This is a genomic window from Sanguibacter massiliensis (genome assembly GCF_900240335.1).
In the GTDB taxonomy this organism is placed as follows: Bacteria; Actinomycetota; Actinomycetes; order Actinomycetales; family Cellulomonadaceae; genus Flavimobilis; species Flavimobilis massiliensis.
Genome location: NZ_LT964979.1, coordinates 460607 through 482065 on the forward strand (window position 1 = coordinate 460607; position 21459 = coordinate 482065).

20 protein-coding genes and 1 tRNA gene are annotated in these 21459 nt (G+C 71.7%); 13 read left to right on the forward strand and 8 right to left on the reverse strand.

The features are described 5' to 3' along the window. Positions 1-2: 2 nt before the first annotated feature. Positions 3-542, reverse strand: a complete 540-nt coding sequence (locus C1729_RS02200) for an FHA domain-containing protein (protein ID WP_207204554.1) — start codon at positions 540-542, stop codon at positions 3-5. A gap of 411 nt (positions 543-953) precedes the next feature. Between C1729_RS02200 and C1729_RS02205 the strand changes: the two genes are divergently transcribed. From C1729_RS02205 to C1729_RS02225, 5 genes are all read left to right on the forward strand, one after another. Continuing rightward, the gene (locus C1729_RS02205; RefSeq protein ID WP_102508306.1) at positions 954-2066 is read left to right on the forward strand and encodes a fatty acid desaturase family protein; all 1113 of its coding nucleotides are present in this window, start codon (positions 954-956) and stop codon (positions 2064-2066) included. Between the two features lie 138 nt (positions 2067-2204). Further along, entirely contained in the window at positions 2205-2879 is a 675-nt protein-coding gene (locus C1729_RS02210; RefSeq protein ID WP_102508308.1) for a SatD family protein, read from the forward strand. Continuing rightward, positions 2876-3721 (forward strand): hypothetical protein, encoded by an 846-nt coding sequence (locus C1729_RS14265; RefSeq protein WP_129590650.1) that lies wholly within the window; start codon positions 2876-2878, stop codon positions 3719-3721. Before C1729_RS02210 ends, C1729_RS14265 begins: the two co-directional genes overlap by 4 nt. A 73-nt stretch (positions 3722-3794) precedes the next feature. Beyond that, positions 3795-4283: a peptide deformylase gene (gene def, locus C1729_RS02220; protein ID WP_102508311.1), complete on the forward strand. Its 489-nt coding sequence runs from the start codon at positions 3795-3797 to the stop codon at positions 4281-4283. A 161-nt stretch (positions 4284-4444) separates the two neighbouring features. Further along, on the forward strand, positions 4445-4945 hold the full coding sequence (locus tag C1729_RS02225) for a DUF3145 domain-containing protein (RefSeq protein ID WP_102508313.1): 501 nt from the start codon (positions 4445-4447) through the stop codon (positions 4943-4945). 343 nt (positions 4946-5288) lie between these two features. Here the strand turns inward: C1729_RS02225 and C1729_RS02230 are convergent, their stop codons facing one another. The 5 genes from C1729_RS02230 to C1729_RS02250 form a co-directional block, all read right to left on the reverse strand. Beyond that, positions 5289-6533 (reverse strand): beta-ketoacyl-[acyl-carrier-protein] synthase family protein, encoded by a 1245-nt coding sequence (locus C1729_RS02230; protein WP_102508314.1) that lies wholly within the window; start codon positions 6531-6533, stop codon positions 5289-5291. Positions 6534-6617: 84 nt separating this feature from the next. Continuing rightward, complete coding sequence (locus C1729_RS02235; RefSeq protein WP_102508315.1) at positions 6618-6866, reverse strand: acyl carrier protein; 249 nt, start codon at positions 6864-6866, stop codon at positions 6618-6620. A 92-nt stretch (positions 6867-6958) separates the two neighbouring features. Further along, on the reverse strand, positions 6959-7963 hold the full coding sequence (locus C1729_RS02240; protein ID WP_102508317.1) for a beta-ketoacyl-ACP synthase III: 1005 nt from the start codon (positions 7961-7963) through the stop codon (positions 6959-6961). Next, positions 7960-8937 carry an ACP S-malonyltransferase gene (locus tag C1729_RS02245; RefSeq protein ID WP_102508319.1) on the reverse strand — a complete coding sequence of 326 codons (978 nt, stop codon included), beginning with the start codon at positions 8935-8937 and terminating at the stop codon, positions 7960-7962. Before C1729_RS02245 ends, C1729_RS02240 begins: the two co-directional genes overlap by 4 nt. Before the next feature lie 88 nt (positions 8938-9025). Then, positions 9026-10219, reverse strand: coding sequence for a PucR family transcriptional regulator (locus C1729_RS02250; protein WP_102508320.1), 1194 nt, complete (start codon positions 10217-10219; stop codon positions 9026-9028). Between the two features lie 121 nt (positions 10220-10340). Here C1729_RS02250 and C1729_RS02255 point away from each other — a divergent pair, with 121 nt between their 5' ends. Beyond that, positions 10341-11036 carry a hypothetical protein gene (locus C1729_RS02255; RefSeq protein WP_242493676.1) on the forward strand — a complete coding sequence of 232 codons (696 nt, stop codon included), beginning with the start codon at positions 10341-10343 and terminating at the stop codon, positions 11034-11036. A gap of 111 nt (positions 11037-11147) precedes the next feature. On the opposite strand, the gene aceE is transcribed toward C1729_RS02255, so the two are convergent. Further along, the gene (gene aceE, locus C1729_RS02260) at positions 11148-13895 is read right to left on the reverse strand and encodes a pyruvate dehydrogenase (acetyl-transferring), homodimeric type (protein WP_102508322.1); all 2748 of its coding nucleotides are present in this window, start codon (positions 13893-13895) and stop codon (positions 11148-11150) included. Positions 13896-14237: 342 nt separating this feature from the next. On the opposite strand from aceE, the gene C1729_RS02265 reads away from it, so the two are divergent. From C1729_RS02265 to C1729_RS02290, 6 genes are all read left to right on the forward strand, one after another. Continuing rightward, a complete protein-coding gene (locus tag C1729_RS02265; protein WP_102508324.1) occupies positions 14238-14672 on the forward strand; it encodes a DUF3052 domain-containing protein in 435 nt (144 codons plus the stop codon). Next, on the forward strand, positions 14656-15135 hold the full coding sequence (locus C1729_RS02270) for a peroxiredoxin (RefSeq protein ID WP_242493677.1): 480 nt from the start codon (positions 14656-14658) through the stop codon (positions 15133-15135). The genes C1729_RS02265 and C1729_RS02270 overlap by 17 nt, the downstream gene beginning before the upstream one ends. A 151-nt stretch (positions 15136-15286) precedes the next feature. After that, positions 15287-15360, forward strand: a tRNA-Val gene (locus tag C1729_RS02275). 87 nt (positions 15361-15447) lie between these two features. Then, on the forward strand, positions 15448-15642 hold the full coding sequence (locus C1729_RS02280; RefSeq protein ID WP_102508325.1) for a hypothetical protein: 195 nt from the start codon (positions 15448-15450) through the stop codon (positions 15640-15642). Positions 15643-15677: 35 nt separating this feature from the next. Beyond that, the gene (locus C1729_RS02285; RefSeq protein ID WP_102508327.1) at positions 15678-16655 is read left to right on the forward strand and encodes an LLM class flavin-dependent oxidoreductase; all 978 of its coding nucleotides are present in this window, start codon (positions 15678-15680) and stop codon (positions 16653-16655) included. Between the two features lie 54 nt (positions 16656-16709). Next, positions 16710-17579, forward strand: coding sequence for a hypothetical protein (locus tag C1729_RS02290; protein WP_102508328.1), 870 nt, complete (start codon positions 16710-16712; stop codon positions 17577-17579). An 89-nt stretch (positions 17580-17668) separates the two neighbouring features. On the opposite strand, the gene pdxY is transcribed toward C1729_RS02290, so the two are convergent. Beyond that, positions 17669-18520 carry a pyridoxal kinase PdxY gene (gene pdxY / locus C1729_RS02295; protein WP_102508330.1) on the reverse strand — a complete coding sequence of 284 codons (852 nt, stop codon included), beginning with the start codon at positions 18518-18520 and terminating at the stop codon, positions 17669-17671. A gap of 156 nt (positions 18521-18676) precedes the next feature. Here pdxY and C1729_RS02300 point away from each other — a divergent pair, with 156 nt between their 5' ends. Continuing rightward, complete coding sequence (locus C1729_RS02300; protein WP_102510461.1) at positions 18677-21448, forward strand: HAD-IC family P-type ATPase; 2772 nt, start codon at positions 18677-18679, stop codon at positions 21446-21448. Positions 21449-21459: the final 11 nt, after the last annotated feature.

A 21459-nucleotide genomic window follows, 5' to 3' on the forward strand; every position in this document is an offset into this window, starting at 1 on the left:
GTTCAGTCCGTGATCGGACCCGGTGCGTCGTCGTCGACCTCCGTGCCGGGCGGGACGCTCGGGGCGAAGCCTGCGGCGAGGTCAGCAGGTCGCGGCGCCTGCGTTCGGCCCTCCGAGAACTCGCCGCCCTGACGTCCGCCGTAGGGGCGTCCGTGGTCGGCGCGTTCCTCGCGCCAGAAGGTGAGGACCCACGGGTCGACCTCGATGCGGGCACCGGTGCGCAGGGCGCGGTCGCCGTCGTCGGAGGCGGAGCCGCCGCCGACGGCGCCGAGCGCGCGGACGCGGTACTCGTCACGGGCGTCGTGGTAGATCGTCACGTGGTGGGGCAGCAGGCCGTCGAGCTCGAGGTCGACGCCGGGGCCGGAACCGATAGTCAGCTCTTCCGAGGTGATCGGCACCTCGTGCGGGGCAGTGCCGTCGTCGATGAGGGTCGAGACGAAGATCTTCGGGTGGCCGGAGCCTGGTGCCGCGTGGGTCGTCGTGGGGTGGGGTCGGCCGGTGTCGTCGTACGTGCTGCCGTGCGTGTCGTCATGGCTCGTCATGGTGGGCCTCCTCGGTGGCGTGCTCCTCGTGCAACATGGACGTCCTGCCTGCGGGCTTCCGACGTGCCCGCGGGCCGTTGCCCTTCACCGTGCGCCGCGGTGCGCGGTTCCGCAACCGGGGCGGAGGAGTCGTGCCCGGGCGCGTGACGGTGCCTGCTGCCGGGTGACGGCATCTAGTCGAGCTCGGGCTCGGGCGCAGGCGCGCCGGGCCCCGGCGCGGTGGGCCTCGCAGCGGGGCGCCATGGCCGGCGCCAGCCGTGCGTGCAGCACCTCCACGAGGCCTCCGTGTCCACGGACGGGACTCCCGTGGACGCCTAACCTACGGTTCCGTAGGGTTGGGTCATCCGCACGACGAGCGCCCGCTCATACTCACGGCTGGGAAGTCGCCACCTGCACCGCCGGGAGACATTGATGTCAGCCGAGACCATGCGCTACGCCGAGCGTCCGAGCCCGCGGGCCGAGGACATGCCGAACCTCACGAGCAGCTACAGCGCGCTGCTGCGGACGGTCAAGGACGCCGGCCTTCTCCATCGCGCGCAGGGCTACTACGTCGGGACGCTCGGCATCCTCGCGGCTGCGCTCGGCGGGCTCGTCACAGCGTTCGTCCTCCTCGGCGACTCGTGGTTCCAGCTGCTCGTCGCCGCCGGCCTCGGTCTCGTCCTCACGCAGTTCGCGTTCGTCGCGCACGAGGCCGCCCACCGTCAGGTGTTCGCGTCGAACACGACGAACGACCGTGCCGGGCGCTTCCTTGCGAACGTCGTCGTGGGGATCTCCTACACGTGGTGGATGCACAAGCACACGCGTCACCACGGCAACCCCAACCAGGTCGGCAAGGACCCGGACATCGAGAACGACACGATCGTCTTCACCCCCGAGGGTGCTGCGCAGCACACGGGGCTCATGGCGCTCCTCACGCGACACCAGGGGTGGTTGTTCTTCCCGCTCCTCACGCTCGAGGGGATCAACCTCCACGTCACCGCGATCCGCTCTCTCGCGACGGGCTCGCAGGTCGGCCGCGCCGACCTGCGGACGCGCATGCTCGAGCTCGCGACGATCATCGTGCGCCTCGCGGTCTACCTCGGGCTCGTCCTCTGGGCGCTTCCGCTCGGGCTCGCTGCGGCGTTCCTTGGGGTCCAGCTCGCCGTGTTCGGCGTGTACATGGGGGCGTCGTTCGCGCCCAACCACAAGGGCATGGCGATCATCCCGGCGAGCTCGCGGCTCGACTTCCTCTCGAAGCAGGTGCTGACGTCCCGCAACATCCGCGGCGGGCGGGTCATGAGCATCCTCATGGGTGGCCTCAACTTTCAGATCGAGCACCACCTCTTCCCGAGCATGCCGCGTCCGCACCTCTCGCGGGCCGCGGCGATCGTGCGTGAGCGGTGCGCGCAGATCGGCATGCCGTACACGGAGACAAGCCTCGTGCGCTCGTACCTGATCGTGGTGCGGTACCTCAACGAGGTGGGCCTGGGTGCGCGTGACCCCTTCGACTGCCCGATGTTCCGCGAGCTGCGCCGACAGCAGTAGGGTGCCCGCGCGGCCACGGCCGGGTGCCACTCTCCCTGGTGCCCGGTCGTTCACATCCCCGCACCCCGCCCACGGGCTCCGAGCCCCCCGAAGACGTTATACCTGGCCCACTATAAGCGATCTGCTTATCATGATGTCATGAGTAGCCTGCGGTACGCCCTTATTGTTGACATCGTCCGCTCGCGCGAGGTCCCCGACCGCGCCGCGGCGCAGACCGCCGTGCTCGACGCGTTCGCGCGCGCCCACGACGTCGTCCCGCTCGCCATCCCCCTGTGGGCGACCGTCGGCGACGAGTTCCAGGCGCTCGCGGACACGCTGCCCGCCGCCCTCTGGACCGCGACCGTCGGCCGTCTCCTCCTGCCCGACGGGCTCGACGTCCGTGTCGGGATCGGACGCGGGGAGACCCGCGACGTCGCGCAGGACGGTGACGGGCCCGCGATCAAGGACGGCTCCGCGTGGTGGGCTGCCCGCGACGCGATCGACGAGGCCCACCGTCGCGCCGACCGCAAGGAGTCCCCGTGGGTGCGCACGTGGTTCCTCGACGGACGCGTGACCGATGAGGCGACGAAGACGAGCGGCCACGACCCGTCCGCGGCCGTCGTCGACGCGCAGCTTCTCGTCACGGACAGGATGATCGACGGCATGACCTCACCCCAGCGTTCCTACGTCGGTTCCGCCGCGCTCGGACGGACCCAGGCCCAGGTGGCCGCGGAGCACGGCGTCACGCAACCTGCGGTCTCCCAGGGGCTGCGTCGCTCGGGCGGCACAGCGCTCCTCGCGGCGCTCGCGCTTCTCGAGGAGGCGACCCGGTGACCGCAACCGTCGTTCTCGCGCTCGTCGTCGCGGCAGACGTCGCACGGGGAGCCCGGCTCGCACCGCGGACGCGCCGGGCGCTCGCCGCGCTCGTCGTCGCTGCCGTCGGCACGACCCTCATCGTCGGGTTCGGCGCGCATGTCGTCACGGTCGTCGTCGGCGCGGTCGCGGCCGCCGCGTGGTCCTTGCTCGTGCCGCAGGTGGGAGTTGCCACGGGTGCTGCCGCCGCGCCTCCTCGCGCGTGGCCCGCCGCAGCGCTCGCCGTCGTCCTCGTCGCCGCCGCGCTCGTCCCTGCACCGGAACCCGCGGGCCCTCTCGTCGACGCGTGGGCGCGAACCGTCCCCGGTCGCGCGGGCGTCCCCGTCGCGGTCGCGCTCGCCGTCCTCGTCGTGCTCGTCGGGCTCACGCGCACCGCGAACCTCGTGACGCGCGCCGCGCTCGCGCGCGCCCGCCGGGCCCCGGACGGGAACGTTCCCGGCATCGACGACGCGGGCCGGTCGACGGGCCGACGCCCGACCGGATGGCGCCTCGCGGTGCGCGGCCGTGACGTCGCGTCCCTCAGCCCCGTCGAGGCCCCGCCGGAGCCCCGCACCGGTCCGGTCATGCGCGGCGGCCGGTACATCGGGCCCCTCGAGCGCGTCCTTGTCCTCCTGCTCGCACTCACGGGTGCGTACGGCGTCATCGCAGCGGTCCTCGCTGCGAAGGGCGTCGTGCGCTTCCCGGAGATCTCGGCGGACCGCGCGCGCGGCACCAAGGCCGAGGAGTTCCTCGTCGGCTCGCTCGTCTCGTGGGCGTGCGCCGGTGCGGGCGTGCTGCTCGTCCGGGTGAGCGGGCTCGGCTGAGGTCGTCGCCGTCGCAGGCAGCGGGGGAGAGACGTGGCCCCGGACTGCTCGCGACCCGTGAAACAATCACCCCATGGCCATGAGAGACATCCGTGTTCTGCCCGACCCCGTCCTGCGCACGCCCTGCGAGCCGATCACGCAGGTCGACGACAGGGTACGGCAGCTCGTCGCGGACCTCGTCGAGACGGTCGACGACGAGGGGCGCGCAGGTCTCGCCGCCAACCAGATCGGCGTGAGCCTCCGCGCGTTCTCGTGGAACATCGACGACGAGATCGGCTACGTCCTCAACCCGCGCATCGTCGACCTCTCGGAGGACGAGTACCAGGACGGTGACGAGGGCTGCCTCTCGGTGCCGGGCCTGTGGTTCTCGACGCGTCGCGCGTGGTACGCGAAGGTCGAGGGCGTCGACCTCGACGGCAACACGGTCGTCGTCGAGGGTGAGGAGCTCATGGCGCGCTGCCTCCAGCACGAGGTCGACCACCTCGACGGCTATCTCTACCTCGACAGGCTCGAGAAGTCGGTGCGCAAGAAGGCGATGCGCGCGCTCCGCGAGCAGCTCTGAGCCGTCGGGAGGCGGCGCGGCCGCACGTCGGTTGCGCCGACCTCTCGCCAGGACGGGCCCCGATGGGGCATGATGGTGCCGTTGCACCGTGCAGGACCGCTGGTCACCTGTGATCTGAGGACGTTGGGGAAGACGACCCTCGAGACACAAGGAGGCCTACCATGGCTGGTTCGTCGACCCGCGGTGTGCTTTTCGTGCACTCTTCGCCGCGTGCACTGTGCCCTCATGTCGAGTGGGCCACCGAGAACGTCCTTGGCGTGCGCGTGTCCCTCGACTGGATCGAGCAGCCCGTCGCGCCCGGCATGCTGCGCGCCGAGCTGTCGTGGCAGGGTGAGCCTGGCACGGGCGCACGTCTCGCGTCCGCGCTGCGTGGCTGGGCGCACCTGCGGTACGAGGTGACCGAGGAGGCGAGCCGCGGCACCGACGGCTCCCGCTGGAGTCACACCCCTGAGCTCGGGATCTTCCACGCGGCGACGGACGTCCACGGCAACGTCGTCGTGCCGGAGGACCGGGTGCGCGCGGCGCTTGAGCACGCGGACGATCCCGTGCGCATGCGGACGGAGCTGTCGCTCGCGCTCGGCCAGGCGTGGGACGACGAGCTCGAGACGTTCCGCTACGCGGGTGCGGGCGCGCCGGTCCGCTGGCTCCACCGCGTGGGCTGAGCCCAGCTCCACACCTCGACGACGAGGAGCGCGCGCACGAGGGTCGTCTCCACCCGCGCTCGTGCTCTCTCGGACGGATCGACGCCGTGCCCTCGTTCGACGCTCGGTACGCGTCCATCCCCGTCACCCGTGTGGCTCGATAGCCGATCCGCCCACCTCACCTGTCCGGATCCGCTATCCAGCGAGGTCGCATCGCGCTCGATAGCCGATCCGTTCACGTCGCGCGTACGGATCCGCTATTGGACCGCCTCCCAGCATGCCGCAGGGCGGCGCTCCCCGGGGAGCGCCGCCCTGCGGCATGCACACGTCGACGCGCGCGGCCCGCAGGCCCCGCACGACGACATCAGGCATTCGTCACGACGAGCGCGACGTTGTGGCCACCGAAGCCGAACGAGTTGTTGATCGCCGCGACGTCGCCGGAAGGCAGCGCGCGCGGCGTGTCCCGGACGAGGTCGAGCACGAGCTCGGGGTCGGGGTCGGAGACGTTGATCGTCGGCGGAGCCTGACGGTCGTGGACGGCGAGCACCGTGAAGATCGTCTCGAGCGCGCCCGCGCCCCCGAGCAGGTGCCCGGTCATCGACTTCGTCGCCGAGAGCGCGACGTGGTCGGCGTCGTCGCCGAGGACGCCGCGGATCGAGCGGGCCTCGATGAGGTCGCCGACGACGGTCGACGTCGCATGCGCGTTGACGTGGACGACGTCCTTCGCGGTGACGCCGGACTCGGCGAGCGCGGCCGCCATGGCGCGGCGCTGGCCATCACCCGTCGGCTCGGGGGACGTGATGTGGTAGCCATCGGCGGTGAGGCCGACGCCCGCGATCTTCGCGTAGACGCGCGCGCCGCGTGCCGCGGCGTGCTCGGCGGCCTCGAGAACGACGATGCCGGAGCCCTCGCCGATGACGAAGCCGTCGCGGGCCGTGTCGTAGGGGCGTGACGCCCCCGCGGGGTCGTCGTTGCGCAGCGAGAGCGTGCGCGACGCAGCGAAGGCCGCGATCGGCATGGGGTGGATCGTCGCCTCGGTGCCGCCGCACACGACGATGTCGGCGCGGCCCGAGCGGATCATCTCGAGGCCGTAGCCGATGGCCTCCGCGCCCGACGCGCACGCGGAGACGAGCGCGTGAGCGCCGGCGCGCGCACCGAGCTCGAGCGACACGAACGCGGTCGCGGAGTTCGGCATGAGCATGGGGACGGTCATGGGCAGGACGCGGCGCGCACCCTTCTCGCGCAGGGTGTCCCACGCGTCGAGCGTCGTCCAGATGCCGCCGATGCCCGAGGACACGACGGTGCCGAGCCGGTCGCCGTCGACCTCGGGGGAGCCCGCGTCGGCCCACGCCTCGCGGGCCGCGATCATCGCGTACTGCGTCGAGGGGTCCATGCGCTTGATCTCGGGGCGGGGCAGCACCTCGTCGGGGGCGACCTTGATGGTTGCGCCGAACTCGACGGGAATGCCGTACTTCACGGACCAGTCGTTGTCGAAGGTCCTGGCGCCGGACTCGCCTGCGAGGGCGGCGCGCCAGGTGGAGGCCACGTCCCCACCCAGGGGGGTGGTGGCGCCGAGGCCGGTGACGACGACGTCGCGAGGGGTGGTCATGGTGGTCTCCTCAGGAAGGCTGGGGTCGTGCAGGGGTGGCCGGGCGCCGGTCCCGGGCCGCGTGCGGCCCGGGACGCGGTCGGCTCAGGCCTGGGCGTTCGTGATGAACGAGACGGCGTCGCCGACGGTGGCGAGGTTCTTGACGTCGTCGTCGGGGATGGTGACGCCGAACTTGTCCTCGGCGTGCGTGACGATCGTCATCATCGACAGCGAGTCGATGTCGAGGTCGTCCGTGAAGGACTTCTCGGAGGTGACGGTGTCGGCCGGAAGGCCCGTCTCCTCGGCGACGATCTCGGCGAGCCCGGCGAGGACCTCGTTCTCGGTGTAAGCCATGGGGTTGCTCCTTCGGTTGGTCGCCGCGTGCGGCGGTGGGGTGGTGGGGGTGCTGCTTCCCGTCGCCGCGGGCGGCGACGGACGTCGTGGGGCTACGGGACGACGATGACCTGGGCCGCGTAGACGAGGCCGGCGCCGAAGCCGATCTGGAGGAGGACGTCGCCGCTCTTCGCGGTGCCCTCGCGGACGAGGCGCTCGGTCGCGAGGGGGATCGACGCGGCCGACGTGTTGCCCGTGTCCGCGATGTCGCGGCCGACGACGACGTCGTCGCGGAGGCCGAGCTGCTTGATCATCTGGTCGATGATCCGCATGTTCGCCTGGTGGGGGACGAAGACGTCGATGTCGGCGGGCGTGAGGCCGGCGGCCTCGACGGCCTTGAGTGCGACGGGGCCCATTTGGAAGGCGGCCCACTTGAAGACGGACGGCCCGTCCTGCCGCAGCGTGGGCCACTCGGCACCCTCGACGCCCGCGGTCTCGTTCCACGGCGCCGTCTGACGGATGGCGTCGGCCTTCGAGCCGTCCGAGCCCCAGACCGTCGGGCCGATGCCGGGGAAGTCGGAGGGGCCGACGATCGCGGCGCCGCCGCCGTCGCCGAGGAGGAAGGAGATCGAGCGGTCGGTCGGGTCGATGAAGTCGCTCATCTTCTCGGCGCCGATGACGAGCACGTGGCGTGCGGCGCCCGAGCGGACGAGCGCGTCGGCCTGGCCGATGCCGTACGCGTAGCCGGCGCACGCTGCCGAGATGTCGTAGGCGGCGGCGGGGTTGGCGCCGATGCGGTCGGCGACGATCGCGGCGCCCGCGGGGGTCTGCGCGAAGTACGTGACGGTCGAGAGGATGACGACGTCGATGTCGGCGCCCGTGAGTCCTGCCTTCGCGAGGGCGTCGAGCGCCGCGGCCTCGGCGAGGTCGAGCACGTCCGTGTCGGTGCCCGCACGGCGGCGCGTGACGATGCCCGTGCGCTGACGGATCCACTCGTCGGAGGAGTCGATCGGGCCTGCGATGTCGTCGTTCGTCACGACGTTCTCGCCGCGGACGCCGCCGATCGCGAGGATGCGCGAGAACTGGGGGCCGGTGGCCTGGGTGAGCTGCGCGGTCACGCGGGAATCTCCTCGGTGGGGATGGTGGTGCCGGAGTGGCGGGCGACGAGGTCGCGGGCTGCGGCGAGGTCGTCGGGAGACTTCACGGCGACGAGCTCGACGCCCTTGAGGGCGCGCTTAGCGAGGCCCGTGAGGACGCCGCCGGGGGCGAGCTCGAGGATCGCGGTGACGCCGAGCGACGCGAAAGTCTCCTGGCAGAGGTCCCAGCGGACGGGGGCGACGACCTGGCGGCCGAGGTGGTCGAGGACCTGCGCAGCCGTGCCGAACCCGTGGGTGCCGCCGGTGTAGACGGCGCCGTCGAGGTTCGAGACGAGGGGGAGCGTCGGGTCGGCGGCGTCCCACGCGGCGGCGATGGGCGCGAACTCGGCGCGCGCGGGCTCCATGAACGGCGAGTGGAACGCGCCGGCGACCTGGAGCGGGATGACGCGAGCGCGCGTCGGGGGCTGCTCGGCGAGGCGCGCGAGGCCCTCGAGCGAACCGGCGGCGACGACCTGCCCGCCTCCGTTGACGTTCGCGGGGACGAGGCCGGCTGCCTCGATCGCGGCGAGGACCTCGTCGGGGTCGCCGCCGAGGACGGCGCTCATGCCGGTCGCCTCGGCGGCAGCGGCGACCGCCATCGCGCGGGCGCGTCGGGCGACGAGCCCGACGGCGCCCGCGTCGGTGAGGACACCGGCGACGGCCGCGGCGGCGAGCTCGCCGACCGAGTGGCCGGCGGTGACGTCGACCGTGCCCGCTGCAGGGGCATCACCGAGCACCTCACGGAGCGCGACGAGCGAGGCGGCGACGATGAGGGGCTGGGCGACTGCCGTGTCCCGGATCGTCTCGGCGTCGGACGTCGTGCCGTGGGCGACGAGGTCGAGGTCGGCGGCGGCCCCGAGCTCGTCGAGGCGTGCACGCACGCCGTCGATCTCGAGCCACGGGGCGAACATGCCGGGGGTCTGGGAGCCCTGGCCTGGGCACAGTACGGCGATCACTCGTCAACCTTGCCTTCCGGGGGGTGCGTGCAGCCCGTGACGACGCGCACCAAGTGTGCGAGACGACGTTGTGAGATACCTACAAGACCTAGGGAAGGCGGGGGATCTCGTGACGCTCGAGCTCGCCGAGGGCGAGCGCGACCTGGAGGACGAACGACTCCCGGGCGTCGAGCGGGTCCCAGCCTGTAAGCTCGGCGACCTTCCGGAGGCGGTAACGCACGGTGTTGGGGTGGACGTAGAGCGAGCGCGCCGCAGCCTCGAGCGAACGCCCCGTGCCGAGGTACGCCGAGAGCGTCTCGAGGACGGAGCCCGTGCTTGCGCTCAGCGGCGCGAAGGCGGTGTCGACGAGGGTCCGGCGGGCGAGCCGGTCGCCGACGAGGACGCGTTCGGGCAGGAGGTCGTCGGCGTGGACGGGGCGGGGGGCCTGCGGCCACGCGGGGGCCGCGGCGAGCGCGGCGAGGGCCGCGGCCGCGCTGCGCCCGGCCTCGGAGATCGAGCCGACGACGGGCCCGATGACGACGGGGCCGGGGCCGAAGCGGGCGACGAGCGAGCGGGCCGCCTCGAGGAGGTTGTCGCCTCCGCCGAGGACGAGGACGACTCGGTCCGACTGGATGCCGACGAGCACGTCGTCGACGAGCCGGCGGGTCGCGCGTCGCAGCTCCGCCGAGCGCACCTCGTCGAGCCTGGTCGTCGTCGTCCCGACCATGACGAGGACGTTCGCGGCCCCCGACCAGCCGAGGGCCGCAACGCGCGAGCGCACGGCGTCGTCGTTCTCGCCACGCATGAGCGCGTCGACCGTGAGCGCCTCGAGGCGTGCGTCCCACGCGCCGCGCATCTCGGCGGCACGCGCGTAGACCTCGGCCGCGGAGAACGCGACCTCACGCGAGTACCGCAGGACGGCTTCCCGCAGGTCGCGCTCCTGACCGGGGACCGCGAGTCGGTCGGAGTGCGCCTCGACGACCTCGACCGCGAGGCGCACGAGTTGGAGCGTCTGCTGGAGCGAGATCGCCTGCGTGAGCTCGGGCGGCGCGGCCGAGAAGATCTCGCCGACACCCGTCGCATTCGCCGGGTCGGTGTACCACTCGATGAACGCCGAGACCGCCGAGCTCACGACGACGCCGATCCACGAGCGGTCGTCGGCCTGCAGGTCGCGGTACCACGAGAGCTCGGCGTCGAGCTGGGCGAGCGCGGCCTTCGTGAGCATGCTCGCGCCCTCACGAACACGGCGAAGGTTCTCGTCGTCGACGCGTGCGTCGTCGGGCATGGCGAGGGGCGGGGTCATGGGGTGAGCATACGACCCCGGTTGTGGGGTAGCGACAAAACCCGGGGCATGTCGCTCTCGGGCGGCGAGACGGGGCGGATCTGCCCGGGACACCTGACCTTGAAGCGGATATGGTCAAGTCATGGCTGTCTTCCCGAAGTTCCGCAAGCTCTTCCAGCGACCTGCCCCGGTCTCACGGGTCGGCGCACGGCGCCCGACGAGCGCGGCGCCGGCAGGGGACGAGCCACGGGAGGACCGGCTGCGGTCGCGGCTCGCGAGCGATCCCAATGACGTGGGTGCGTTCCGCGAGCTCGCCGAGCTCGTCCGACGCCGCGCCGACGGCCCGCACCCTGCCGAGGACCCGCTCGTGCCCGCGGAGGACGTCGAGACTGCGGAGCAGGAGCGCGCCCGGCGCGGTGACCTTGCCGTGTGGGCGCTCGCCGAGGAGCTCGCGGGGCACCCACGCGCCTGGTACCCGCTCGTCGAGCTGGCGAGGCTCTCGGTCGCGGAGGACCACGAGCAGGCCGTGCGCAGGCTCGTCACCGCGCACGAGCGCGACACGACCGGCACAGCCCTCGCGCACGGTCTCGGAGTTCTGAGGGACGCCGACCGACCCCACGAGGCCCTTGCGCTCGGCACCGGTCACTGGCGCGCCCGCGAGCACGACCTCGAGGTCGGACGCCACCTCGTCCTCGCCGCGCTTGAGGCCGGTCGCCCGGACGAGGCCGAGCGTCACCTCGCGGCGATCGACCAGCACCAGGACCAGCCGCGGGCGGCACGGATGCACACCGAGCTCCGCGCGGCGCTCGACGAGGCGTCGGACAGCTCGACGGCCTGAACCTGCGCGCGCCACGCGCGTCCGCGCGCCACGTGCCCTACGCACGAACGGCAGGAGCCCCGCACCTCACGGTGCGGGGCTCCTGCCCTTCGTCAGCGAGGACGGGCTCCGTCAGGAGTCGCCGCCCACCGAGCCGGACGTGCCGGCCGTGACGTCGTGGATCCGGTACTTCTCGATCGCCTGCGCAGGGGCGTCGGCCGCGATCTCGCCGCGGGCCGCGAGGGCCTGCAGCACGCGGACGGCCGTCGAGGGCCCGTCGATCTTGAAGTAGCGGCGCGCCGCGGCGCGGGTGTCGGAGAAGCCGAAGCCGTCCGCACCGAGCACGTGGTACTCGCCAGGGATCCAGGCACGGACCTGGTCCTGCACGAGCTTGTCGTAGTCGCTCGTCGCGACGAACGGGCCCTGAGCGTCGGCGAGCTTCTGCGTGAGGTACGCCGTCCGACGCTCCTCGCCCGGGTGGAGGAAGTTGTGCTCGTCGGCGGCGAGGCCGTCGCGGCGTAGCTCGAGCCAGCTCGTCACCGACCACACATCCGCCTGGACGCCCCAGTCGGCCGCGAGAATCTCGGCGGCCTCGAGGGCCCAGAGCACACCGACACCGGACGAGAGGATCTGCGCGCGCGGGCCCTCACCCTCAGCGCGGTGGATGCGGTGGATGCCCTTGAGGATGCCGTCGACGTCGACGTCCGCCGGCTCGGCAGGCTGACGCATCGGCTCGTTGTAGACCGTGAGGTAGTAGACGACGTCACGGTCGCGGCCGCCGTTGTCCTGGCCGTACATGCGCTCGAGACCGTCGCGCACGATGTGCCGGATCTCGTACCCGTACGCGGGGTCGTAGTGGACCATGTGCGGCATCGTGCCCGCGAGGAGCGGCGAGTGGCCGTCGGCGTGCTGGAGGCCCTCGCCCGTGAGGGTCGTGCGGCCCGCGGTCGCACCGATGAGGAACCCTCGCGTCAGCTGGTCGCCGGCCGCCCAGAACTGGTCGCCCGTCCGCTGGAACCCGAACATCGAGTAGTAGAAGTAGAACGGGATGAGCGGCTCGCCGTGCGTCGCGTACGACGTGCCGACAGCCTGGAAGGCGGAAGCCGAACCGGCCTCGTTGATGCCCGTGTGCATGATCTGGCCGGACTCGGACTCCCGGTAGGAGAGCATGAGCTCGGCGTCGACCGGCGTGTAGTTCTGGCCGAGCGTGTTGAAGATCTTCGCGCTCGGGAAGATCGAGTCGAGACCGAAGGTCCGCGCCTCGTCCGGGATGATCGGGACGATGCGGTGGCCGAACTCCTTGTCGCGCACGAGGTCCTTGAAGAGGCGCACGAGCGCCATCGTCGTCGCGACCTCCTGCTGACCCGAGCCCTTGGCGAGCAGCTCGTAGGCCTTGTCGCCGGGCAGGGTGAGCTCGGTGTGCTTCGTGCGGCGCTCTGGGACGAACCCGCCGAGCGCGCGGCGGCGCTCGAGCATGTACTGGATCGTCGGGTCCTCGGGGCCGGGGTTGTAGTACGGCGGCATGTACGGCTCGGCGTCGATCTGCTCGTCCGTGATCGGGATGTGCAGCGTGTCCCGCAGCGTCTTGAGCTCCGCGTTCTTGAGCTTCTTCATCTGGTGCGTCGAGTTGCGTCCCGCGAAGCCCGAGCCGAGGCCGTAGCCCTTGACGGTGTGCGCGAGGATGACGGTCGGCTGGCCCGTGTGGGCGCGCGCCGCGGCGTAGGCCGCGAAGATCTTGCGGTAGTCGTGGCCGCCGCGCTTGAGGGCCCAGATCTCGTCGTCCGACATGTTCTCGACGAGCGCCTTGGTGCGCGGATCGCGGCCGAAGAAATGCTCGCGGATGTAGGCGCCGTCGTTCGCGCGGAACGTCTGGTAGTCGCCGTCGACCGTCTGGTTCATGAGGTTGACGAGCGCGCGGTCCTTGTCAGCGTTGAGCAGGACGTCCCACTCGCGGCCCCAGATGACCTTGATGACGTTCCAGCCGGCGCCGCGGAACTGTGCCTCGAGCTCCTGGATGATCTTGCCGTTGCCACGGACGGGGCCGTCGAGGCGCTGGAGGTTGCAGTTGACGACGAACGTGAGGTTGTCGAGCTGTTGCTGCGCGGCGAGCTGGAGCATGCCGCGCGACTCGGGCTCGTCCATCTCTCCGTCGCCGAGGAACGCCCAGACGTCCTGCTGCGACGTGTCCTTGATGCCGCGCTCGTGGAGGTAACGGTTCGTCCAGGCCTGGTAGATCGCGGACGACGGGCCGAGGCCCATCGAGACCGTCGGGAACTCCCAGAGCTCGGGGGCGAGGCGCGGGTGCGGGTACGACGGCAGACCGCCGCCCTCGTGCGAGTGCTCCTGGCGGAAGCCGTCGAGCTGGTGCTCGCTCAGGCGGCCCTCGAGGAGTCCGCGCGCGTAGACACCGGGGGAGGCGTGGCCCTGGAAGTAGACCTGGTCGCCGCCGCCGGGGTGGTCCTTGCCGCGGAAGAAGTGGTTGAGCCCGACCTCGTAGAGCGTCGCGACGGACGCGTACGACGAGATGTGGCCGCCGACGCCGATGCCCGGTCGCTGCGCGCGCGTCACCATGACGGCTGCGTTCCAGCGGATCCACGAGCGGTAGCGGCGCTCCATGACCTCGTCGCCCGGGAAGTAGGGCTCCTCGTGCACGCCGATCGTGTTGACGTACGGGGTCGCGAACGAGGTCGGGATCGCAACGTTGCGCTCCCGGGCCCGCTTGAGCAGGTTGAGCAGGACGTAGCGTGCGCGCGGGCCGCCACGGTCGTCGATGAGCCCGTCCAGCGCCTCGACCCATTCCGCCGTCTCGGCGGGGTCGAAGTCGGGGACCTGGCTCAGCAGGCCGTTGATGAGCGGGCGCGTCTCGTCGTGCGATGCCACCAGAAACCTCTTCATCTCCTCGGGAGCCCGCACCCGCAGGTGCGGGAGGGGCCGGGCCGGTCCTCGGCGGTGCGGTGTGCCGCTGCCCGCGTCGGGTGGTGCCGAACCATTGTGTTCACCACAGGGCGGCAAAGTCACACCCACGGGGCCTCCAACGGGCGTGACGTCCATGACACTCTACGTTTTGACCACCGGGCGCGGCAGGGCGCGTCGCAGGGCGGACACCGGGACGGAGGCCCGTCCCGTGGACTAGGTTGGTTGCGTGGGCCCCGTTCCGGGCCCACGGCGACGGCGCCCCAGGCGGCTGCCGTCGTCGGCGGATGCGAGAGAAGGCGGACACAGGTGGCGACGAGCACGGACCCGGGTAGCGCGACGGGCGCGACGGGTGTGGACAGGCTGGGCTTCGAGGACGGGCATCTCGTCCAGGAGTTCGGGTATGCCGACGACGTCGACCACGACGTCCGCGATGCGATCGCCGATCTCACGGGTGCTGACCTCGCGGACGAGGACTTCGACGACGTCGTCGACGGTGCGATCGTCTGGTTCCGCGACGGTGAGGGCGAGGACCTCACGGACACCCTCGTCGACGTCCAGACGGTGCTCGACGACGGGGCACCCATCTGGGTGCTCACGCCCAAGCCTGGGCGTCGCGGCCACGTCGGCCACAGCGACATCCAGGAGGCGGCGACCACCGCGGGCCTGCACGCGACGAGCACGTTCTCGCTCGCCGAGGACTGGTCGGCGACGAAGCTCGGCACGCGTGGCCGAGGCCGCTGACGTGACGGGCATCCCGCAGGTCGGTGAGCCGGCTCCCGACTTCACGCTCCAGGACGTCCACGGCACGCCGGTGACGCTCTCCGACCTGCGCGGCACGCCCGCGCTCGTTGTCTTCTTCCCGTTCGCGTTCTCGGGGATCTGCACGGGCGAGATGTGCGAGATCCGCGACAACCTCGAGGACTTCGAGGACGCGGGCGTCCGCGTGCTGGCGATCTCGTGCGACCCCGTCTACTCGTTGCGCGCGTGGTCGGAGCAGGAGGGCTACGACTTCGACCTGCTGAGCGACTTCTGGCCGCACGGCGAGGCCGCGCGCGCGTACGGCGTGCTCGACGAGTCGCGGGGCCTCGCGATCCGTGGCAGCTTCCTCGTCGACGAGGACGGCGTCATCCGGTGGAGCATCGTCAACGCTCCCGGCGAGAAGCGTGCGTTCTCCGGCTACCACCAGGCGCTCACGCTCGTCTGAGCTGCGCTGATCTGGGCTGAGCTGCGCTGAGCTGGGCCGAGGTGCGGCGCGACGCCGGACGACCTCCCGGGCGGCCGGCGCTCGGCGTGCTCAGGATGCGGGAGAGTGCGCGACGCGCCGACGCCGAACGGGTATCGTGTGACCGCTTCAAGGGCCTGTAGCTCAGCTGGTTAGAGCGCCACGTTTACACCGTGGACGTCGGGGGTTCGAGTCCCTCCGGGCCCACCCAAGTCCCGTGACGCGCTCCGCGGCCGCGACGGTCGTGGGACGGACTACTTCGCAGGTGACGAGCGCAGCAGCTACGAGCGGATGATGGCCGGTGACTTTTACGTCGCTGACGATCCACGGATCGGCGAGAACACCGTCGTCGGGGCGGGTTCGGCCGTCACACGCGACCTGCCGACTGGCGTGTTCGGGGTGGGCAACCCGGCGCGCGTCGTGCGGGAACTCACCGACGACGACTTCGACGCGCCGCGCGGGCCCCTCGGGCCTCGCGGGCGGGCGTGAGGAACAATCGCGGCCCACGTCGGGGTTGACCACGCATGACGCTCTTCTCGATGCTCGACCTTGCGACGTCCGCCCCGGGCCGGACGGTGCGCGAGGCCCTCCTGGACATCGTCCCTGCCGCTCGCGCGGCCGAGGCGGCCGGCTACCACCGCGTCTGGTACGCGGAGCACCACAACATGCGCGGCGTCGCGTCGTCTGCGACGTCCGTGCTCGTCGGGCACGTCGCCGCGCACACCTCGTCGATCCGGGTCGGCGCGGGCGGCGTCATGCTGCCGAACCATTCGCCGCTCGCGATCGCCGAGCAGTTCGGCACGCTCGCCGAGCTCTACCCGGGCCGGATCGACTTGGGGCTCGGGCGTGCGCCGGGCGGTGATCTCGCGATGCTCGCGGCCCTACGGCGTCGGCCGGAGGACTCCGAGCGGTTCCCGACGGACGTCGTCGAGCTCGCGTCGTACCTCGGTGACGGGCTGCCCGCTGAGGCTGTCAACGCCTACCCGGGCCGCGGCACGAACGTGCCGCTCTACATCCTCGGGTCCTCGCTCTTCGGTGCGAAGCTCGCCGCTCAGCTCGGGCTGCCGTACGCGTTCGCGTCACACTTCGCGCCCGACGCGCTCGAAGCGGCGCTCGCCGCCTACCGGCAGGACTTCCGCCCGTCGGCGTCGTGCCCCGAGCCGTACGCGATCGTCGCGGCGAACGTCGTCGCGGCCGACGACGCGGACGACGCGGCGCGCACGTTCCGCGCCGTCCTGCGGGAGCGGGTGAGGCGTTTCGTGCTGAGGCCGGGCGTCGAACTTTCCGACGCGGACGTCGAGTCGATCCTCGACGGTCCGCACGGCGAGCGCATCCACCACATGATGTCGGTGAGCGCGGTCGGGACGGTCACGGACGTCCGCGACCACCTCGGGGCGCTCGTCGAGCGCACGGGCGCGGACGAGCTCATCGTCGCCCACCAGGTGCCGGACCTCGCGGCGCGGGTCCGCAGCATCGAACTGCTCGCGGAGGCGCTCGCCTGAGACGGGGTCCTTTTCAGGTCGCGGGCGTGAGCAGGCCCACCTAACATCGCGCGCATGTCCGACATGATCTCGCTCTTGAAGTGCCTCGCCCCTGGGCCGACCCGGTCGGTCCTCGTGCGTGCCGTCGCACTGCCTGCCCTCGTGGTTGCGCTTGTCGGCGGTTGCGCGTCGGGCCCGCCCGCGGAAGGCGTGAGTTCCTCGTCGACGGTCGCCGCGAGCACCGCGCCCGGGGGAGGCGTGTCTCTCCCGGAGGGCTCTGGGCCGACGCAGGACGTGCCTGCGGGGCCGGTGATGCCCGCAAGCTGTTCGTCGATCGCGATGGTCGAGGGCGCTCGCATCGCCGCCGCAGACTTCGCGCAGTGTCTCGAGGACTTCGCGCGGGCTGCCCGCACGGGCGCACGCACCATCAAGGTGACGGCTGACTCCGAGCCTGCGCACTACCAGTGGCTTCATGCCGACGACGGCACGTACGGGATGGTCACGGGCGGTGACTCGCTCATCGTCATCACCCCGACGGACGCGTGGATGCGCGTCGGCGGCAAGGTGGTCAAGGCAGATCCCGACGGCGACAGCGAAGCGATGTGGGTCGCCGACGTGACGGACCAATCGCGTCGGATGTTCCAGCCCGACTTCTACAACAACATCCTCGGGCTCTCGTCCGAGTGGGTCGTCGAGGGGCGGGAGGAGGTCGAGGTGGCGGGTGGCACAGAGCGCTCGCTGTGGCGCATCGTGTCCGCGACCCCGATCGAGCTCGTCAAGGGCTTCGCGACCGAGGTCACCTACTACACGGAGGTCCCGGGTCCGACCGCCAAGATCGTCACGACGGACGGCACGGCGGTCTCCGAGGTCGTCTACGAGGACTGGGGCGAGCCGATCGACACCGACGCGATCGAGGAGATCATCGGGAAGTCCATCACCGGCTGAGGCCCACCAGGACCGGGAACCCGACGACCGCGAGGGGGCCGTGCGCGCAGATGGCGTGCACGGCCCCTCACGGTGGGACCCGGTGGGGTTCAGCGCACCTGGCGGACCTCGAACTGCAGCTGCGGGTGCGCGTAGAACTCCTGGGCGGCGACGAGCTCGAGCTCGCGGCGTCCGGACTCGTGCGTCGTGCGGAGCAGGTCGAACACCGACGACGTCGTGCGGGCGAGCGCCTCGGCGGCGTTGCGCGTGCGTACGTAGTGCGCGGTGAAGAGCGCCGCCGTGACGTCGCCCGAGCCGTTGGCCTTGAGCGGCAGGTACGGGGTCGTCACGAGCCACGCACCCTCGGGCGTGACGGCGAGCATCTCGATCGTGCCGGGCTCGCGGTCGGGACGCTCGACGCTCGTGACGAGGACAACCGACGGACCCATCGCCCGCGCGAGGTCGGCCGACTCGAGCGTCGAGGCGAGCGTGTCGGGCTCCGTGCCGGTGAGGAACCCGAGCTCGAACTGGTTGGGCGTGATGATGTCCGCCGCGGGCACGACGCGGTCGCGCAGCAGCACGGGGATCGCGGGGGCGACGAAGCAGCCGCTCTTCGCGTTGCCCATGACGGGGTCGCACGCGTAGAGCGCGGCCGGGTTGGCGGCCTTGACGCGGGCGACCGCGTCGAGGATGACGTCGGCGATGCCTTCGCCGCCCTGGTAGCCCGAGAGGATCGCGTCGGTGTCGGCGAACGCGCCGCGCTCCTCGATGCCCGTGACGACGTCGCGGACATCGGCCGGGTCGATGAGCGGTCCGCGCCACGCGCCGTAGCCGGTGTGGTTGGAGAAGTTCACCGTGTGGACGGGCATGACCTCGACGCCGAGGCGCTGTAGCGGGAACACCGCGGCGGAGTTGCCGACATGGCCGTACGCGACGGAGGACTGGATGGAGAGGATCTTCACCCCGGAAGGGTACGACCCCGGGGGCCGACCTCGCCGGGACGGTCGGCCCGTGGAACCGCTCCGCCCGCGTTGCGGGGTGTCCGAGAGGCGTGCGACGTGTATCGATGGGACCCAAGGACGTGGCGGTCGTCCCGCGCCCGGGTGACCATGGACACCATGGACGAAGCCACGCTGTCAGCGCACGCGCAGCCGGACCCGACGCAGCCCGGCGCTGCGCTCCCCGACGGGTCGCCGGGGGAGCGTGCCGGGCACGTCCCGTGGGCGCAGTCCACGGGGCAGGTCCTCGCGGAGCTCGGCACGAGCGCGGACGGACTCACGACCGACGACGCGGCACGGCTGCTCGCGCAGCACGGTGCGAACCGTCTGCCGCCGCCCGAGCGCGATCCGCTCTGGAAGAGGATCCTCGTCCACTTCGACGACGTGCTCATCTACGTCCTCCTCGTCGCGGCGGTCCTCAAGGCGGTCGTCGGCGACTGGGTCGACTTCGCCGTCATCCTCGCGGTCGCGATCATCAACGCGGGCATCGGCTTCGTCCAGGAGGGCAAGGCCGAGTCGGCGCTCGCGTCGCTGCGCACGATGCTCTCGACGCACGCGGAGGCACTGCGCTACGGGCAGTGGTCGAAGATCGACGCGGACGACCTCGTGCCGGGTGACATCGTGCGCGTGCGTGCGGGTGACCGCGTGCCGGCCGACGTGCGGGTGCTCGACGCGACGAACCTCCGGATCGAGGAGTCGGCGCTCACGGGCGAGTCGGTGCCCGCGGAGAAGCATCCGGGCGCGGTCGAGCCCGACGCGGGCGTGGGTGACCGGACGAGCATGATGTTCTCGAGCACGCTCGTCGCGGCCGGTCAGGGGTCGGGGGTCGTCGTCGCGACGGGCCAGCACACCGAGATCGGTCGGATCCAGACGATGATGTCCGAGGTGACGGACGTCAAGACGCCGCTCACGCGCCAGCTCGACCGTTTCGGCAAGGTCATCGCGGTGGCGATCCTGGGGCTCGGCGCGTTCATGGTGCTCGTCGGGAGGCTCGTCCACGACCAGCCGGTCGACGAGCTGCTCTCGGCGGGGATCGGCTTCGCGGTCGCTGCGGTTCCGGAGGGCCTGCCGGCGCTCGTGACGATCACGCTCGCGCTCGGGGTGCAGCAGATGGCGCGGCGCCGCGCGATCACGCGCAAGCTGCCGGCGGTCGAGACGCTCGGGTCGGTGACGACGATCTGCTCGGACAAGACGGGGACGCTCACGCGCAACGAGATGACGGCGCGCACCGTGCTCACGGCGGACCTCACGATCGACGTCGAGGGGGTCGGCTACGCGCCCGAGGGCCGGCTCACGGCCGGTGGCGCCGAGGTGGTGCGGGGTGAGCACGTGGCGTTCGACGCGCTCACGGACGTTATGGCGCTGTGCAACGACGCGCGTGTCGAGCAGGGCGACGACGGTCGCTGGGGCCTCGTCGGGGAGCCGACCGAGGGCGCTCTCGCGGTGCTCGGGCTCAAGGCCGGTGCGGCGTCGGGGGAGTGGGAGCGGCTTGCTGTCCTGCCGTTCGAGTCGGCGACGAAGTACATGGCGACCCTCGACCGGCGCGGGGAGGAGTCGGCGGTCATCCACGTCAAGGGCGCTCCTGACCGTGTGCTCGAGCGCTGCTCGGCGCAGACGTCGGCGACGGGCGGCCGGGAGCCGCTCGACCGCGACATGTGGCTCGAGCGGATCGACGAGCTCGGGTCGCGCGGTCTGCGTGTGCTCGCCGCGGCGCGCAAGCCTGCGGAGCCGGGGGTGACGACGGTCGCCGCGGACGATGTCGCGGACGGGCTCGAGCTGTGCGGGCTCGTCGGGATCGTCGACCCGCCCCGGCCCGAGGCGATCGAGGCGATCGCGGAGTGTCACGCGGCGGGCATCGGCGTGAAGATGATCACGGGCGACCACGCGGGCACGGCGTTCGCGATCGCGCAGGAGATGGGGATCGCTCGGCCGGGTGCGCGGGTGCTCACGGGTGCCGATCTCGAGGAACTGACAACGTCCGAGCTCCGCAAGGTCGTGAGGGACGTCGACGTCTACGCGCGCACGAGCCCCGAGCACAAGATCCGGATCGTCGCGGCGCTCCAGTCTCACGGCGAGATCGTCGCGATGACGGGCGACGGCGTCAACGACGCGCCCGCTCTCACGCAGGCAGACGTGGGGGTTGCGATGGGTATCAAGGGCACCGAGGTGACGAAGGACGCCGCGGAGGTCGTGCTCGCGGACGACAACTTCGCGACGATCGAGCGCGCGGTCGAGGAGGGGCGTCGGATCTACGACAACATTCGCAAGTCCGTGCTGTTCCTCTTGCCGACGAACGGCGCGCAGTCGCTCGTCGTGCTCGTCGCGGTGCTCGCGGGGCTCACGATGCCGCTGCTGCCGGTTCAGGTGCTGTGGATCAACATGATCACGGCGGTGACGTTGTCGCTCGCGCTCGCGTACGAGCAGGCGGAGCCGGGCATCATGCGCCGGCCTCCGCGCGACTCGCGGAGCGGGATCCTCGATGCGGCGGCGGTCAACAAGATCGTCGTCGCGTCGCTCGCGATCGGTGCTGCTGCGCTCGGTGTGTTCATGTGGCTCGAGCGGGCGGGGGAGCCGCTCGCGGTCGCGCGGACGACAGCAGTGACGACGCTCGCGCTCGCGCAGCTCGCGTACCTCTTCAGCTGTCGGTTCCTCGACCGGTCGAGCCTCACGCCGGCCGTGCTCCGGGGCAACCGGGTGCTGTGGCTCTCGGCGGGGGCCTTGCTTGTGCTCCAGGGCGTGTTCGTCTACGCGCCGTTCATGCACGTGTGGTTCTCGTCGGCGTCGATCGGCGCGGCGCACTGGGGCGTCGCGGTGGCGGTGTCGGTGGGTGTGCTGCTCGTCGTCGAGCTCGCGAAGGTCGTGAGCCGGGGGCTGACGAAAAGGCGGCACTGACACACTGGCAT

Bases quoted from the DNA above. Each gene is read 5' to 3' on its own strand.
- C1729_RS02200 (WP_207204554.1), bottom strand. From the start codon at position 542: ATGACGAGCCATGACGACACGCACGGCAGCACGTACGACGACACCGGC.
- C1729_RS02205 (WP_102508306.1), top strand. From the start codon at position 954: ATGTCAGCCGAGACCATGCGCTACGCCGAGCGTCCGAGCCCGCGGGCC.
- C1729_RS02210 (WP_102508308.1), top strand. From the start codon at position 2,205: ATGAGTAGCCTGCGGTACGCCCTTATTGTTGACATCGTCCGCTCGCGC.
- def (WP_102508311.1), top strand. From the start codon at position 3,795: ATGGCCATGAGAGACATCCGTGTTCTGCCCGACCCCGTCCTGCGCACG.
- C1729_RS02225 (WP_102508313.1), top strand. From the start codon at position 4,445: ATGGCTGGTTCGTCGACCCGCGGTGTGCTTTTCGTGCACTCTTCGCCG.
- C1729_RS02230 (WP_102508314.1), bottom strand. From the start codon at position 6,533: ATGACCACCCCTCGCGACGTCGTCGTCACCGGCCTCGGCGCCACCACC.
- C1729_RS02235 (WP_102508315.1), bottom strand. From the start codon at position 6,866: ATGGCTTACACCGAGAACGAGGTCCTCGCCGGGCTCGCCGAGATCGTC.
- C1729_RS02250 (WP_102508320.1), bottom strand. From the start codon at position 10,219: ATGACCCCGCCCCTCGCCATGCCCGACGACGCACGCGTCGACGACGAG.
- C1729_RS02255 (WP_242493676.1), top strand. From the start codon at position 10,341: ATGGCTGTCTTCCCGAAGTTCCGCAAGCTCTTCCAGCGACCTGCCCCG.
- C1729_RS02280 (WP_102508325.1), top strand. From the start codon at position 15,448: ATGGCCGGTGACTTTTACGTCGCTGACGATCCACGGATCGGCGAGAAC.
- C1729_RS02285 (WP_102508327.1), top strand. From the start codon at position 15,678: ATGACGCTCTTCTCGATGCTCGACCTTGCGACGTCCGCCCCGGGCCGG.
- C1729_RS02290 (WP_102508328.1), top strand. From the start codon at position 16,710: ATGTCCGACATGATCTCGCTCTTGAAGTGCCTCGCCCCTGGGCCGACC.
- C1729_RS02300 (WP_102510461.1), top strand. From the start codon at position 18,677: ATGGACGAAGCCACGCTGTCAGCGCACGCGCAGCCGGACCCGACGCAG.